We start from the raw sequence: 13,787 nt of genomic DNA, 5'->3' as shown, positions 1-13,787 counted from the left end.
ACGTGTTCAACGAATTTAGATCACGCAAGGTTGCTTCCAAGTCGAATGTGCTGACACTGGATCGCCCCATAGACATGCCCACCAAATCCAAGGCGACTCCTGATCCAGTAGATGTCGATCTGCAGGCGCATCTGGAACTCAAAAGCCGCCTGCATGGTGAGCTTCTGGACCGGCTCAATCTTTCAGTTATCGATAAGGTTGAACGATCGGAATTGAAGCGCCAGATTGCATCTTTGGTAACCGGTCTGATCGAGGCTGAAAACCTGCACATGCGTTCTGAGGCTTTCACTGCGCTGGTTGATGAGCTTATTCACGAAGTTATGGGTCTGGGGCCATTGGAGCCGTTGCTGGAAGACCCGACTATCAACGATATTCTCGTAAACTCTTTTGATCAGGTTTACGTCGAACGCTTTGGTCTTCTGGAGCTTTCTACTGTTCGCTTCCGCGATGAACGTCATTTGCTGCGGATTATCGACAAGATCGTCAGCAAAGTTGGTCGGCGTATCGATGAGTCTCAGCCCTGGGTTGATGCGCGCTTGGAAGACGGCAGCCGCGTTAACGCAATTATTCGGCCGTGTTCCGTCGATGGACCAGCTTTGTCAATTCGCAAATTCTCCCGCAACCCTTTGACAATAAAAAAACTTGTTGATCAGAACAGCATGAATGATCAGGCAGCCAAACTCCTTGCGGCCCTTGTCGAAGCAAGGTTGAATATTCTCATTTCAGGCGGCACTGGCACGGGTAAAACAACCATGCTGAACGCTGTATCGTCGTTTATCGATGGCAATCAGCGTATTGTTACTATCGAAGACGCTGCCGAACTTCAGCTTCAGCAAAGCCACGTTGTTCGTCTTGAAACCCGCCCACCGAATGCTGAAGGGCAAGGTGTAATCACCCAACGTGACCTAGTTCGCAATGCCCTGAGGATGCGGCCTGACCGCATCATCGTAGGAGAAGTTCGTGGGTCAGAGTGTTTTGACATGCTTCAAGCCATGAATACGGGCCATGACGGGTCTATGACTACCGTTCACGCAAACTCGGCGCGTGATTCTCTAAGCCGGGTTGAGCAGATGGTAACAATGCTTGGCACTGACTTGCCGATGAAAACCATCCGATCACAGATTGCTTCGGCGATACAGATTGTACTCCAGCTCAGCCGCCTTAGTGACGGCTCCCGCAGAGTCGTCAGCATTTCGGAAATTACCGGCATGGAAGATGACACAATCACCATGCAGGACATTTTTGTTTTCAAACGTCGCGGCAAGTCGGAGGACGGGCAGATTCTTGGGGAATTCCTGCCTACCGGTATTCGGCCAAAATGCTTCGATCAGTTGGTTGCCGCAGGGGTCAACGTAGATACCAACATGTTTATTCGTGGGGCTATGTCGTTATGATTGACCTGCAACCGAACACCCTGAACATTCTGTTCTACATTTCGATTTTCCTTGGAATTCTTCTTGCATATGAAGGATTACAGCAGCTTTTCCTGCGCAAGGAATCCCTCAGCGAGGCCAGAAACCGGCGCATGAAGCTGATCCAGGGGGGCGCCTCGACCGATCAGGTTCTGCAATTGTTACGCGACCCTGCAATGATGGCTCCTGGCGAAAAACCCAGTTTGATCGCGCGCTTTCGCCGTCTGCTTGTCCAAGCCGGGCTGACGATCAATCCGATCTGGATAGTCCTTGCAGCCACTTGTGTAGCCCTAGCGGCCTTCGTTGCAATATCCCGGCTCCTAGCCCCGGAAATTGCCGCAGTTCTTAGCGGCTTTCTGGCCGTTATTCTTCCGGTGCTGGTACTGATCGCCATGAAGGATGCCCGATCCAGGAAACTGACAAAACAGTTGCCGGATGCATTGGACCTTATGGCCCGTGGCCTGAAGGTCGGACACCCGGTGGCTGTAACGGTCGGGAATGTGGCATCGGATCTTCCGGATCCGATAGGTTCCGAGTTTGGCATTATTCAAGACCAAATTAACTACGGCGACGACGTCGCAACGGCGTTTCAGGATTTCTCGAAACGTGTCGGAACAGAGGACGCAAACTATCTTGCGGTCAGCATCGGTATTCAGCACGGAACCGGCGGCAACCTTGCACGTGTCCTAAGCATTTTGTCCCAAGTCATCCGCGACCGGCAAACCATGCAAAAAAAGATCAAGGCAATCTCCGCCGAGGGCCGTCTTAGCAGCCTTATTCTTACGGTCTTGCCGGTGTTCATCTACTTCTCAATCGAGATGTCCACACCTACGTTCTACGGCGATGTACGAAATGATCCGCTATTTCCCTATTTCGCGTGTGCGATCATCGGCCTGACAATTGCTCAAGGGCTTATTCTGAAACGGCTCGTAAAGTTCAAATTCTGAGAGGGAGCGGAAAAATGGAATTTATTCAAGGTTTTCTGAACAGCCAAGATCTTCCCCTTCAGTATCTCGTGCTGGGCGGGATCGCCGTAAGCGTATTCTTTGTAATCCTCGGGATTTCCGGCATGACCGCAACTGATGACACGGCTGCACGCCGGATGCGGGTCGGATCAATTTCTCGGGGGCATGGCGCAGATTTCGACCTCATCCAGGGGGATAACAGCGACCCGCACGGTCTTCTAAAGGCTTTTGTGCCCTCGTCGAAACGTGAGCGTTCCAGAATTGGCAGAATGCTTAAGCAGGCTGGTATTCAGCGCAAACACGCCATCCGCACTTTCTATTTGTTTCGTGTGGTTATGGGGTTCGTGCTACCGGCCGCTTTCGTTACGGCGTTGGCATTACCGTTAGAAATTCAGGTTCAGCTTGGTATTGCCAGTCTTTTGCAGAGCATCTCCTGGGTAAATGCATTGCAGATTGTCACCGCGCTGATGGTAGTCGGATTCTACGGCCCTGCTCTGTGGCTGCGGTACCGTATTAGAAAGCGCCGTCAGGCCATTGAACACAGTCTTCCAAATGCGCTGGACCTGTTGCAAGTAGCGATAGAGGCAGGATTAGGATTTGACGCCGCGATGGTGCGTGTGTCGCATGAAATGGCGCACGCAGCACCGGAAATTTCGCAAGAATTCACGATACTCCAACTGGAACTGCAAGCTGGGAAAGAGCGCCAAGCCGCCTTTATGGACATGGCGGAACGCGTCGGCATTGATGAGGTAAACTCTTTCGCGAACGCCTTCCTGCAATCCAACCAATACGGTACCAGCATTTCTGCTTCTCTACGGAGGTTTGCCACCGACATGCGTGTGGATCGCGAACTTCGGGCACAGGAAAAGGCCAACAAACTGCCAGTGCAGATGTCAGCTGTTATGGCCATGTGTATGATGCCCGTTCTTCTGCTGATCTGCCTTTCACCGATGGTGATCCGATGGATCAACATGTTTGGGTGAAAGCGAGGAAGACAACAGTTAGAAGTTTGACGTCAATCCGGGCGCTGCCGGTCCGTCACAGAGCCCGGAGGGTGCTGTCAGACTAATTCGAACCAGTCTCAGCTAGGCCAGTGACGCTGTCCTTTATCCGCACCAAGTTGACGCCACTCGCTAAGAGCGGCGGCGCGGGTCAGCTTGAAGGTGTCTCGACTGGCTAGCGATCTTTCCTGGTTGAAGTGGTTGTAGACAGAGGAATGGACGGAGGCGAACTTCTGCAAACTTCGCATGCGCCTGAAACGTTGCATAGCGCGCTCTCTTCGTCGGAAAGGCAGGTGCGAATTCTCAACGCGGTTGTTGAGCCACCTGCCCGTCTGTTGTTTTTCGAGGGCACCCAAATCTCTGAGCGCTGCTTTGTAGGATGCAAAACGGTCGGTCACGACCTCCTCGGCGCAACCGTGCCGTTTCATCAATTTCTTAAGGAATTTCAGTGCTGCAGCTTTGTTTCGGCGTTTGGTGACAACGGCTTCCAGCACCTCGCCCTCGTGATCAACTGCACGCCTGAGATAGCGGCGTTTGCCATTCACCTTCACGAAAACCTCGTCCACGTGCCACTTCCATTTGGAGAATGCGCGCAGCTGCTGAACACGCTTTCTTCGGATCTCAGCAGCAAACATCGGGCCAAACCTGTTCCACCAATATCGGATAGTTTCGTGGCTCACGTCGATCCCGCGTTCGTGCAGCAGATCTTCGACATTCCGAAGCGAGAGCGGGAAACGGATGTACAGCATCACCGCAAGGCGGATAATCTCAGGGCTGGTTTTGAAGTATTTGAATGAGGCAGGTCTGGTGATGAACAAAAGCTACGCAACCGCCCTACCGCTCTCAAGCAAAGTTCTTCTGACAAGACCGTACTGGAGTAGATTTCAACGTTTTGGGATTAGCAGAGGGCGTCGCACCTCTTAAACACACCTCAATCTGCATTTCAGGCAGTGCGAAAAGCAATCATTGTCAAGTCATCCAAGCGTTCTTCCTTCGTACTATAGTCTTGAAAAGCGCTGTGAATAGCCGACAATAGCTCTTCCGAACACGACCACTCTTCCTGTTCAAATACAGATACAACTCTCTGAAAACCAAAAGCTAAACGTTTTTCTCCACCTAATTGGTCAATCAAGCCGTCAGTTGAAACAAAAAAATCTGTGATTTGATCCAATTGAACTTCGTGTTCGAAAAATTTTGGGCCAATTGGAGTATCCACATACCCAATGCTCAACTTGTCACCTCGGATTCGGTCAATGCCGGTCTTGGATTTGACCAAAAGAGACATATGCGCACCTGCAAACGTCGCTATCCCTTTTGCTGAATCGATCTGGCATATCGCAGCGTCCATGCCGTCGTTGGAAGCCCCGTTTGCAGTATCCTGATTTAGAAGTGCACGCGTCAAATCGCTCAACTTGGACAGTGCCAGCGACGGGCTAAGCATTTCATTTTCGAAGTAGAGCCGCTCAAGAGAAGCGATTGCTAACATAGTCATGAAACCCCCAGGAACGCCATGACCTGTACAATCAATTACGGCGAGCGTCGAAATTGGGCCATCCGACTTAATCCAGTAGATATCTCCTCCAACCAAATCGCGAGGTTCCCATTTAACAGCAAAATCGGCAAATGCGGCATCACACTGACTTGTCGTGGGTAACAAACCCTGTTGAATTCGCGTGGCATAATTTACGCTTGCGACGATCTGATGGTGCGCCTCTCGGATTTCGTTGACTCGTTCAACCTCTCGATCCAGCATTGAATTATAGCTTTGAACTACTTTGCCAATCTCATCTTCCGACTCGTATGGGACAATCTGAGGGTCATCGTATCGCTCAAATCTTTCGATGGCTTTCAACATTTGGCCGAGAGGTCTGTTGATGAGCCATAAAAATGCAGCAGCGCCTGCTAAGATCAGTGCAAATCCGCCGAGAATTCCAAGAAGGACCACAACGCCTACTTCTGTCCTTAGCTCATTGTTCAAGATCTCCTGATCAATTCGGGCCAACATCGTGGTCGGCCCTGCTGCCGTGGGAACAGTAACGACGATGTCTAAGCCAAGTTTTTTTATTTTGTCGCATCCTATAGCAGGCCAGGAAACCAGAGTTTCTGAGCTTTGTTCTAAACTCTGTTCAGCGCAGATAACGTAAGGAAAACCCGAATAGACCGCCAGCAGGCTCGTTGCTTGCGCAAGATTTCCTGCTTCAACCAATTCAGCCAACGGGCGCGCGATACGATTGGAAATCGTTGCAACTTCCGCGGCAACCTGATCTGTTTGAGCTTGCCTTTTGAATTCATAGTAAAAGAGAAGCACAATGGCGTTTAGCACACCTCCGAGCAGGAGGGTCGCCAGAATATGCTTCAGGAATATTCGGCGCTTCAAGAATGTCCAGAGTTTATGCACTAAATGCCTCTATAGTTTCCGGCATTTAGTTCCCGATGTTCTTCATCGCGGCCTGAAGAGCGTCACGATTATTGACGATCATCTGTACAACTTTGTAGTCCCCGGAAACTTCCCGAACTAGAAAGTCTGCGGTCACGGTGTCGCCACCTTCGGTTATCATTTCAGAGCAGACGAAATAGTCACTTCCCGCAAGAATAACCATTGGATGAACATTTGCAGGATAAACGGTTTCAAACGCGTTGGTGGTCGTGTCCAGATAAGTGTAAGAACCGTCGACCATCACTCCATCAACATGTGAAATCATGGCGGATTGGAGCTTTGCCTTGACTTCAGTTGGAATGTCGGCCGCTGCTGCCGGGTTGGACGATATTACTACGGCGACCATACACAATAGCCTAATCATGCTAACCTCCCCACTAATAACACTGCACAATTGATACACTAAAAATGCATAAATGTGTATCTTATGATATTAAGGCCTGAATTGAACTTGGTTCCACCCAAGCATGACCAAGGGGAACAAATGCTTGCAAGCGAAGTCTACGAACTGCGCGCGAACCTGCGCCGACAAGGCGTTGTCTTTGCATACAGTGGTTATGTAACTGAAGGTATCCTCAGCGGTGTTGGCGATGCGTTAAAGCAGAAATTAGTGTCTGAAGACGCTGACACCAAAACTCTCCGAAGTGTTTTCGCTGTTTTTGTCGAGCAAATGCAGAACATCATCAGATATTCTGTTGAACGACTACCGACCGACGGTGAGACTGAGGTGCTGGACATAAGTTACGGCATTGTGACCATCGGAAACGAGGCCGGCGGCTATGTCGTTCATGCGGGCAATCTGATCCTTTTAAATGACGTAGACAACATGCGAAGACGGCTTTCAGAACTACGCGCCATGAATCGTGAGGAACTTAGGGCCGCATACAAAGACCAACTCCGGTCAGAAACTGACGCTGTCGGCAATAGTGCAGGTATCGGGTTAATTGAAATTGCGCGTCGAGCGTCAAAGCCAATCGAATTTGATTTTATGCGGATTGACGATCAGCACGCATTCTTCGCACTCAAGGCGACGGTTTAAGAGGGTACGGATGCAAAATATTGATATCCCGGCAACAAACCGCACTCCGGCCGTCGCGTTCGATTTTGACGTTGGCCACCTCAAACTGATTGGGGAGTCCTACCCTGAGGATGTTACGACCTTCTACAACCCGTTGTTTGATGCCTTGAAAAGTTGGTTGTCGGATGGCTCAATATCCAAATGTCGATTTGAATTTGAACTCATCTATTTCAATTCGTCCAGCGCCAAGGCCATCATGATGATCATGGAGCTTTTGGATTCCGCTGCTGAGGCGGGGAAAAGCGTTGACGTCTATTGGTTTCACGACCCCGAAGACGAGACCATGGAAGAACTTGGGGAGGAGTTTGGGGAGGACCTGAAACATGCCAAATTCACACTGGAAAAGTTGTTGGATCGATGACTATCGACGATCTCTTTGTTCGCGAGAATGAGGCTTTGGAAGTCGCGGAAGCAGCTTTAAACAGTGGACAATTTCCGAATGATGAAACGCGCAAGTCAATTGAAAACCTTGTCGGAGAATACAGAAAGCTGCTCAGAACCACGCGGCGCATGATGCGATTGAGTGATCGCAACGAGCGGGAATTGAATGCATTAGCCGAAAAACAGCGCATCGCCGCCGAAGAGGTTACCCAGAAAAACCAAGAGCTTGAGGCATTGTCAGGAAAGCTTGCCAAATACTTATCGCCTCAAGTCTACAACTCGATCTTTTCCGGTCGCCAAGAAGTTAAACTCGCGAGTAAGCGAAAAAAGCTGACAGTGTTTTTCTCGGACGTCGCCGGCTTCACAGAGCTTACGGATCAGATGGAGTCGGAAGACTTAACAGAACTCCTGAACAGCTACCTGACCGAAATGGCGGAAGTCGCTCTGAACCACGGTGCGACGATAGATAAGTTTATCGGCGACGCAATCCTTGTCTTCTTTGGAGACCCGGAGACTAAAGGTGTGCGGGAAGATGCTTTGGCATGCGTGAGAATGGCAATTGCAATGCGAGACAAGTTGGCAGAGTTGCAGGCAAAATGGAGGCGTCAAGGAATTAGACAACAGTTACAATGCCGTATTGGTATCAATACCGGCTTTTGTACTGTCGGAAACTTTGGGAGTGACGACCGTATGGACTACACCATTATTGGTGGGGCTGTAAACGTAGCTTCTAGGTTGGAGCATCAAGCCGACGAGGGTGCGATTTATATCTCGTACGAAACTTGGGCGCACGTAAACCACGAAGTAGAAACAGAAAAAGTCGGCGCCATCCAGGTAAAGGGTGTGGCTCAACCTGTCATGACCTACCGTGTCTTAGGTCAAAAGAATTCGAGACCGCGCGTAGAAAAAGTTGTATACGAAAACCCGAATTTTCGAATGATGTTAGACCCGAGCTCAATGACATCAGAAGAACGCGCCGCGAGCTTAGAAATACTCAAGTTGGCGCTTGCTACACTCCGCAAAAACGAACACTGAAGTCGGGCAGCCAGTGTTTGAAAGTGTTTGAAGTGTTTTGGCAACATCTCTGGAAGGTGCTGTCAGACAAATTCTAACCAGTCTCAGTTTGCCGCGGAAACCGCGAACCTATCCGGAACAGAGTTGACGCCACTGGCTAAGAGCGGCGGCGCGGGTCAGCTTGAAGGTGTCCCGGCTGGTGAGCGATCGTTCCTGGTTGAAGTGGTTGTAGACAGAGGAATGGACGGAGGCGAATTTCTGTAAACTTCGCATGCGCCTGAAACGCTGCATCGCGCGTTCTCTTCGTCGGAAAGGCAGGTGCGAGTTCTCGACGCGGTTGTTGAGCCACCTGCCCGTCCTTTGTTTTTCGGTAGCACCAAGCTCTCTGAGAGCGGCCCGGTACGATGCGAAGCGATCCGTGACGACGGTTTCCGCTTTACCGTATCGCCTCATCAATTTCTTAAGGAATTTCAGTGCTGCAGCTTTGTTTCGGCGTTTGGTGACAACGGCTTCCAGTACCTCGCCTTCGTGATCGACGGCCCGCCAGAGGTAGTGTCTCTTGCCATTCACCTTCACGAAAACCTCGTCCACGTGCCACTTCCATTTCGAGAACGCGCGCAGCTGCTGAACACGCTTCCGCCTTATCTCAGCAGCAAACATCGGGCCAAACCTGTTCCACCAATATCGGACAGTTTCGTGGCTCACGTCGATGCCTCGCTCGTGCAGCAGATCTTCGACATTCCGAAGCGACAATGGGAACCGAACGTACAGCATGACTGCCAGACGAATGACCTCTGGACTGGTCTTGAAGTACTTGAATGGCGATTGTTTGATCATGCGCCAAGGCTACGAGAGCACCCTGCCCGCCTCAACCCAAGTTCTTCCGACAAGACCAGTGCGAGTTCTCGACGCGGTTGTTGAGCCACCTGCCCGTCCTTTGTTTTTCGAGTGCACCCAGTTCGTGGAGCGCGGCTCTGTATGAGGCGAAGCGATCCGTCACGACGGTTTCCGCTTTGCCGTGTCGCTTCATTAACTTCTTGAGGAATTTCAGTGCTGCAGCCTTGTTTCGGCGTTTGGTGACAACGGCTTCCAGCACCTCGCCTTCATGATCAACAGCCCGCCAAAGATAGTGCCGCTTGCCATTCACCTTAACGAAAACCTCGTCCACGTGCCACTTCCATTTGGAGAATGCGCGCAGCTGCTGAACACGCTTCCGTCTGATCTCAGCAGCAAACATCGGGCCAAACCTGTTCCACCAATATCGGATAGTTTCGTGGCTCACGTCGATGCCTCTCTCGTGCAGCAGATCTTCGGCACTCCGAAGCGAGAGCGGGAAACGGATGTACAGCATCACCGCAAGGCGGATGATCTCGGGACTGATTCTAAAGTATTTGAATGAGGCAGGTCTGGTCATGGGCAAAAGCTACGCAACTGCCCTGCCCCGCTCAAGCAAAGTTCTTCTGACAAGACCCTCATAACAATCAAGAAACAACGCGACCAGAGGGAGTAGGCAATTTACGAAATCGTCGAACTTAGATGAAGTATTTACCATAGGCCGTTTAACAACCAATTGGCCTTGGGTTCGTCTACAATGTGCGTTTTTCCGTTGTGACTGTAGACCTATTTTGTCGAATTTGGAGCAAAATCTCTGAAAATTGCGAAAACTTTACGGGTCTGAGACCATGAATGTTAGTTTTCAACCGTTGTTTTTTAACGAGTTGAATATGTTAAGACTAGGTGAATGGAAGCTATTGCCTGCAAAAAGTAGGCTCTCTCAGTATTTCTCCCTTGGGAATAGCTCCCAATCATCTTTCAAAGCGTTTTTGGAAATAGCCGGCCCAATATGCGTTCTTGCAGTTTTGCTTGCCTATAGCCTTCATAAGGCTTCTGCCGCGAGCTACGCATCGATCCTCATGTGAAACAATTTAGCTTCGACCGAGATGCCAGGTTCTTTGCTTAAAGATGCTGCAACAACTACTGGTCTTAAAGCGGGCATTCGCTTCAATTGCCACAAAGTCTGACCGCTAAAAACACAATTCATGAACAGACTGCTCCAGAGGCCTTCAAATTCAGACCGACGTGAACACAGGCTAGGGCATGATTGTTCGTTGGTTCATTAAATGAAGTCTCCAAAGAAAATGTAACAAATGCAACAACAGTATGAGTTCAGTGAAATTGAAGGAACACCGCGTGAAGATCTATTCTGTATTCGTTTGGATGCTGGCCCTGACCTTGATGGTTGGCGTCATCGATGTGGCTTCCGCCAAAGAAAAAGGCGGGAAGTCAAAAGACAAGAAAGTTCAGTTGGATGGCAAGCCGGATAAGGGTCAGAAAGCTGTGCCGCCAGGGCAAATAAAGCGCTATACAAGAGGAGCCAAACTTCCTGCCGACTTGGATTACTCGGACATCGGCGACCTTTCCAACTGGAAATTGAAACCTCCAGGAAAAGGAAATCGTTACATACGCGTCAACGATGAAATTTTGGAAGTTTCTGATGATCTTTCGACTGTCGTCGACGCCGTTGGCATCGTTGGTGACCTTGCTAAGTAAAACGGCTGAATCATAACCCCTGGACTCAACGCGGTCAGCTGATTGATTTGGTCAGATGTCGGCTTTTGGACGGATAGCAGACCCAACGTTGCAAAGCGCTAACGTCCGCCTTGCGGACTTAGCCGTCATTCATTTACAGGCCAATTCCTTCAATAAGCTCTGGCACTTCAAGCTTTCGAAGCGAGTCTGCGACAGCAATCTGTGAGTCATGGTCAGCTAACCGTAGATGAGCTGCAATGTCTTCCAAGGCGCTAATATCGTTGTCACAATCCGTTTCAGCTTCGCGCGTTTCAATGTGTTTCACTGCAAGTGCAAGAGCCATAGCCAAATTTTCCATTGCGCAACCTCGATATGTTGAGATTTGAAGGTACAGGGCCGAAATCATTGTAACAATGGGCTCGAAGCTGTCATTCGCTGCGCTCGGCATGAGTATCCGCTTTGCGGACAAAGCGGTCGTTCGTAGATTGGCTTGTTTTTGTGCTTTATCTTGTATGTTGGTGTTGCAAAGTTCGGCTGCTCGACCAAAGCTCAGGTGACACTTTCCAGAAGTTGAAGGAGATCCCATGGTCAATCTGGGCACACAGCCGATCAGGACTCAAAGTGATATTTCTGAGTTCGAAGAAGAAATGACGCTTGAAGAGCGTTTACCTGAACAAAGCATCTTGGATGTCTTTATCAACAGCGCTGACCGCGATCCTGATGCGACTGCGCTGACAATGCTGATGACCGGAACTGAAGACGAAGAGCCGCGTCGTGTGACCTATAAACAGTTGCTGGGACAGATAATTCGCGCTGCAAATCTGTTTGCAGCGATTGGAGGTGAAGCACCGGGCGTTGCGTTTATGCTGCCCGCTTTGATTGAAACCCACGTCACTTTGTGGGGAGCAGAAACAGCTGGGTACGCTGTCCCGATCAATTTTCTTTTGCAGCCTGAGAGCATAGCAGAACTTCTCAAAGCCTCCGAGGCAAAGATCCTTGTTGCTCTTGGCCCTCATCCACAGCTGGACATTTGGGAGAAAGCTCTAGCAATGCGGGAGCAGGTTCCGGGCCTCGTACTTGTGCGCGTTTCTCCGCCGGGTACGCCGCCCGAAGAAGGAGTTATTGATCTTGCCAGTGCTTTGATGGCCCAACCTGATGATCATCTGACTTTTGGGGAGGCGCGCAGGGGTTCAGATCTGGCGGCCTATTTTCACACCGGGGGCACAACCGGTGTGCCAAAGCTCGTTGCACACACCCACCGCAGCCAGCTGGTCGCAGCATTCGGGGGAGCTGTAATGTGCGGCTTTCGCTCCGATGACGTATTTACCGCTACTTTTCCTCTTTTTCACGTCGCCGGAACGATTGTCGGCGGCCTCAGTTGCTTTATGGCAGGCGTTGAACTGCTCGTAATGACTCCTGCCGGTCTGCGAAACCCAGCAGTTGTCGCAAGCTTTTGGCGTCTTGTTGCAGAATATAAGGTTACAATTGTTGGCGGCGTACCAACTGCTATTGGGGCGATTTTGCAAACGCCAATCGGCGATCATGACATCTCGCACGTGCGGGCGGGCGCGACTGGTGCTTCATTGCTACCGCCTGCGGTCGGGCAGAAGTTCAAGGAAGTGACCGGCTGCACTCTTTTTGAAATTCTGGGCATGACGGAAGCTTCCGGATTGATCAGTATCGATCCACTCTGCGGTACGGGTACTGCAGGTTCAGTTGGCTGGGCGTTACCTTACACAAATGTCGACGTTCTAAAGCTGGAAAGCAATGGTGGTCTTGGAGCGGTGTGTGAGATTGGCGAAATCGGTGTTGTAGCCATCAAAGGTCCTCACGTGTCGCCCGGTTACAGCGTTACAGAATTCAACAGTGAGGTGTTCGTAGGCGGTGTCCTGAATTCGGGCGACTTGGGGTACAAAGATGCGAATGGGTGCCTTTATGTTGCCGGGCGCTCGAAAGATCTGATTATCCGAAGCGGCCACAATATCGATCCGGTCATGATTGAAAATGCGATGAGTACCCACCCTGCTGTCGCGTTAGCAGCAGCGGTCGGCATGCCCGATCCTTATGCCGGAGAACTGCCGATATGTTTCATTCAGGTCCACACATCCGATGAGGTTACCGTTGAAGACCTAATGGCACATGCTCAGAACACTATCGATGAAAGACCAGCTTGGCCGAAGATCATTAAGATTGTTGATGAGATACCCCTGACGTCAGTCGGCAAAATCTTCAAGCCCAGTCTGCGGTGCGAAGCTGCAAGGCTGGTAGTATCAAATCTGCTTCGTGAACAACTGAAGTTGCCCGACGCTCACGTGCAAGTGGAGGCCGGTGGGCCACGCGGACTTTGCGTCACAGTGAGCCTTTCTGAGACAGACGCGTCGTCTAGGCCCAGCGTTGAAGAGAAGCTTCAAGACTTCCTTTTCGAGACGCGCGTTGAAGTCGGATCGTAGGGGACAATTCTCAAAATGGCTCAAATTGCCAATCGCAAAAAATATTGTGTTGCCGGTGGCCATTGTGCGAGCCTTTTGATTGTTCAGCTGCTAAATGCAATCACAGAATCCAGTTCCCATGACAACGGCTGCAATGGGCTCAATGCGGTCTTTCAGCCAAATTCATTGAACGGCTGCAATGCGGACTTTGCAGCCATCCGCATTTTTACTCCAAAGGACCGCAGTCAGCCCAAAGCGGACACTCGTAACAAGGCTTTGCAGTTCCGGCTTCGGACTATAGGCCGTCACAGATTGGTGGGAGGTGTCGCCACACTGGTAAGCGTCGCCGTTGTAAACAGGATCAGGACAACAGCTAACATCTCCATTGAAATCGACCGCCGGAGAGCAATTTCCGCGCCACGCTTCTCAGCCCTGAGAGCTGGAACATATCTCAGCTTGTTCAGCGCCGCGAGGCCAAGAAGGGCGGAAACGATCACGACCTTGACCAAAAGTACTAATCCATAGGCCGTCCCAAACAAGG

General features: G+C 50.6%; 14 protein-coding genes and 1 pseudogene. 8 read left to right on the top strand and 7 right to left on the bottom strand.

What is annotated here, in order from left to right:
* Positions 1 to 2 precede the first annotated feature (2 nt).
* The 3 genes from AC2FIB_RS00075 to AC2FIB_RS00065 are packed head-to-tail and all read left to right on the top strand — an operon-like array spanning position 3 to position 3,360.
* Positions 3 to 1,394, top strand: a complete 1,392-nt coding sequence (locus AC2FIB_RS00075) for a TadA family conjugal transfer-associated ATPase (protein ID WP_058278683.1) — start codon at positions 3 to 5, stop codon at positions 1,392 to 1,394.
* Positions 1,391 to 2,359 (top strand): type II secretion system F family protein, encoded by a 969-nt coding sequence (locus tag AC2FIB_RS00070; RefSeq protein WP_058278684.1) that lies wholly within the window; start codon positions 1,391 to 1,393, stop codon positions 2,357 to 2,359. The genes AC2FIB_RS00075 and AC2FIB_RS00070 overlap by 4 nt, the downstream gene beginning before the upstream one ends.
* Before the next feature lie 14 nt (positions 2,360 to 2,373).
* Entirely contained in the window at positions 2,374 to 3,360 is a 987-nt protein-coding gene (locus AC2FIB_RS00065) for a type II secretion system F family protein (RefSeq protein ID WP_058278685.1), read from the top strand.
* Positions 3,361 to 3,458: 98 nt separating this feature from the next.
* On the opposite strand, the gene AC2FIB_RS00060 is transcribed toward AC2FIB_RS00065, so the two are convergent.
* From AC2FIB_RS00060 to AC2FIB_RS00050, 3 genes are all read right to left on the bottom strand, one after another.
* A complete protein-coding gene (locus tag AC2FIB_RS00060; protein WP_496841768.1) occupies positions 3,459 to 4,190 on the bottom strand; it encodes an IS6 family transposase in 732 nt (243 codons plus the stop codon).
* 131 nt (positions 4,191 to 4,321) lie between these two features.
* A complete protein-coding gene (locus tag AC2FIB_RS00055) occupies positions 4,322 to 5,776 on the bottom strand; it encodes a SpoIIE family protein phosphatase (protein WP_496737795.1) in 1,455 nt (484 codons plus the stop codon).
* A 25-nt stretch (positions 5,777 to 5,801) separates the two neighbouring features.
* Entirely contained in the window at positions 5,802 to 6,179 is a 378-nt protein-coding gene (locus tag AC2FIB_RS00050) for a hypothetical protein (protein WP_496699989.1), read from the bottom strand.
* A 120-nt stretch (positions 6,180 to 6,299) separates the two neighbouring features.
* Here AC2FIB_RS00050 and AC2FIB_RS00045 point away from each other — a divergent pair, with 120 nt between their 5' ends.
* The 3 genes from AC2FIB_RS00045 to AC2FIB_RS00035 are packed head-to-tail and all read left to right on the top strand — an operon-like array spanning position 6,300 to position 8,309.
* Complete coding sequence (locus AC2FIB_RS00045; RefSeq protein ID WP_496739860.1) at positions 6,300 to 6,854, top strand: SiaB family protein kinase; 555 nt, start codon at positions 6,300 to 6,302, stop codon at positions 6,852 to 6,854.
* 10 nt (positions 6,855 to 6,864) lie between these two features.
* Complete coding sequence (locus AC2FIB_RS00040; RefSeq protein WP_282151851.1) at positions 6,865 to 7,254, top strand: DUF1987 domain-containing protein; 390 nt, start codon at positions 6,865 to 6,867, stop codon at positions 7,252 to 7,254.
* Positions 7,251 to 8,309, top strand: a complete 1,059-nt coding sequence (locus AC2FIB_RS00035; RefSeq protein WP_496699987.1) for an adenylate/guanylate cyclase domain-containing protein — start codon at positions 7,251 to 7,253, stop codon at positions 8,307 to 8,309. The genes AC2FIB_RS00040 and AC2FIB_RS00035 overlap by 4 nt, the downstream gene beginning before the upstream one ends.
* 108 nt (positions 8,310 to 8,417) lie before the next feature.
* Here AC2FIB_RS00035 and AC2FIB_RS00030 read toward each other — a convergent pair whose 3' ends face one another.
* Together AC2FIB_RS00030 and AC2FIB_RS00025 are read right to left on the bottom strand one after the other, a co-directional pair.
* Positions 8,418 to 9,125 carry an IS6 family transposase gene (locus AC2FIB_RS00030; RefSeq protein WP_496841438.1) on the bottom strand — a complete coding sequence of 236 codons (708 nt, stop codon included), beginning with the start codon at positions 9,123 to 9,125 and terminating at the stop codon, positions 8,418 to 8,420.
* 43 nt (positions 9,126 to 9,168) lie between these two features.
* Positions 9,169 to 9,702 (bottom strand): annotated as a pseudogene (locus AC2FIB_RS00025) (IS6 family transposase); the annotation flags it as partial.
* Positions 9,703 to 10,478: 776 nt separating this feature from the next.
* On the opposite strand from AC2FIB_RS00025, the gene AC2FIB_RS00020 reads away from it, so the two are divergent.
* Positions 10,479 to 10,838, top strand: a complete 360-nt coding sequence (locus AC2FIB_RS00020) for a hypothetical protein (protein ID WP_145974847.1) — start codon at positions 10,479 to 10,481, stop codon at positions 10,836 to 10,838.
* 133 nt (positions 10,839 to 10,971) lie between these two features.
* On the opposite strand, the gene AC2FIB_RS00015 is transcribed toward AC2FIB_RS00020, so the two are convergent.
* The gene (locus tag AC2FIB_RS00015; RefSeq protein ID WP_496841436.1) at positions 10,972 to 11,403 is read right to left on the bottom strand and encodes a hypothetical protein; all 432 of its coding nucleotides are present in this window, start codon (positions 11,401 to 11,403) and stop codon (positions 10,972 to 10,974) included.
* Here AC2FIB_RS00015 and AC2FIB_RS00010 point away from each other — a divergent pair.
* Positions 11,402 to 13,267, top strand: a complete 1,866-nt coding sequence (locus tag AC2FIB_RS00010) for an AMP-binding protein (RefSeq protein WP_496737924.1) — start codon at positions 11,402 to 11,404, stop codon at positions 13,265 to 13,267. The genes AC2FIB_RS00015 and AC2FIB_RS00010 overlap by 2 nt on opposite strands.
* Positions 13,268 to 13,551: 284 nt before the next feature.
* Here AC2FIB_RS00010 and AC2FIB_RS00005 read toward each other — a convergent pair.
* Positions 13,552 to 13,787: CopD family protein (locus AC2FIB_RS00005; RefSeq protein WP_496841434.1), on the bottom strand; the 236-nt coding region annotated here is incomplete at its 5' end.

This window comes from Ruegeria sp. YTSA072 (assembly GCF_059610285.1).
Note: the sequence above shows the minus strand (reverse complement) of the source record. Positions and strands in the feature narration are given on the sequence as shown.

Coding starts and splice junctions, on each gene's coding strand:
- AC2FIB_RS00035 (WP_496699987.1), top strand. CDS start 7,251: ATGACTATCGACGATCTCTTTGTTCGCGAGAATGAGGCTTTGGAAGTC.
- AC2FIB_RS00050 (WP_496699989.1), bottom strand. CDS start 6,179: ATGATTAGGCTATTGTGTATGGTCGCCGTAGTAATATCGTCCAACCCG.
- AC2FIB_RS00015 (WP_496841436.1), bottom strand. CDS start 11,403: ATGGGATCTCCTTCAACTTCTGGAAAGTGTCACCTGAGCTTTGGTCGA.
- AC2FIB_RS00030 (WP_496841438.1), bottom strand. CDS start 9,125: ATGATCAAACAATCGCCATTCAAGTACTTCAAGACCAGTCCAGAGGTC.
- AC2FIB_RS00040 (WP_282151851.1), top strand. CDS start 6,865: ATGCAAAATATTGATATCCCGGCAACAAACCGCACTCCGGCCGTCGCG.
- AC2FIB_RS00010 (WP_496737924.1), top strand. CDS start 11,402: ATGGTCAATCTGGGCACACAGCCGATCAGGACTCAAAGTGATATTTCT.
- AC2FIB_RS00045 (WP_496739860.1), top strand. CDS start 6,300: ATGCTTGCAAGCGAAGTCTACGAACTGCGCGCGAACCTGCGCCGACAA.
- AC2FIB_RS00070 (WP_058278684.1), top strand. CDS start 1,391: ATGATTGACCTGCAACCGAACACCCTGAACATTCTGTTCTACATTTCG.
- AC2FIB_RS00065 (WP_058278685.1), top strand. CDS start 2,374: ATGGAATTTATTCAAGGTTTTCTGAACAGCCAAGATCTTCCCCTTCAG.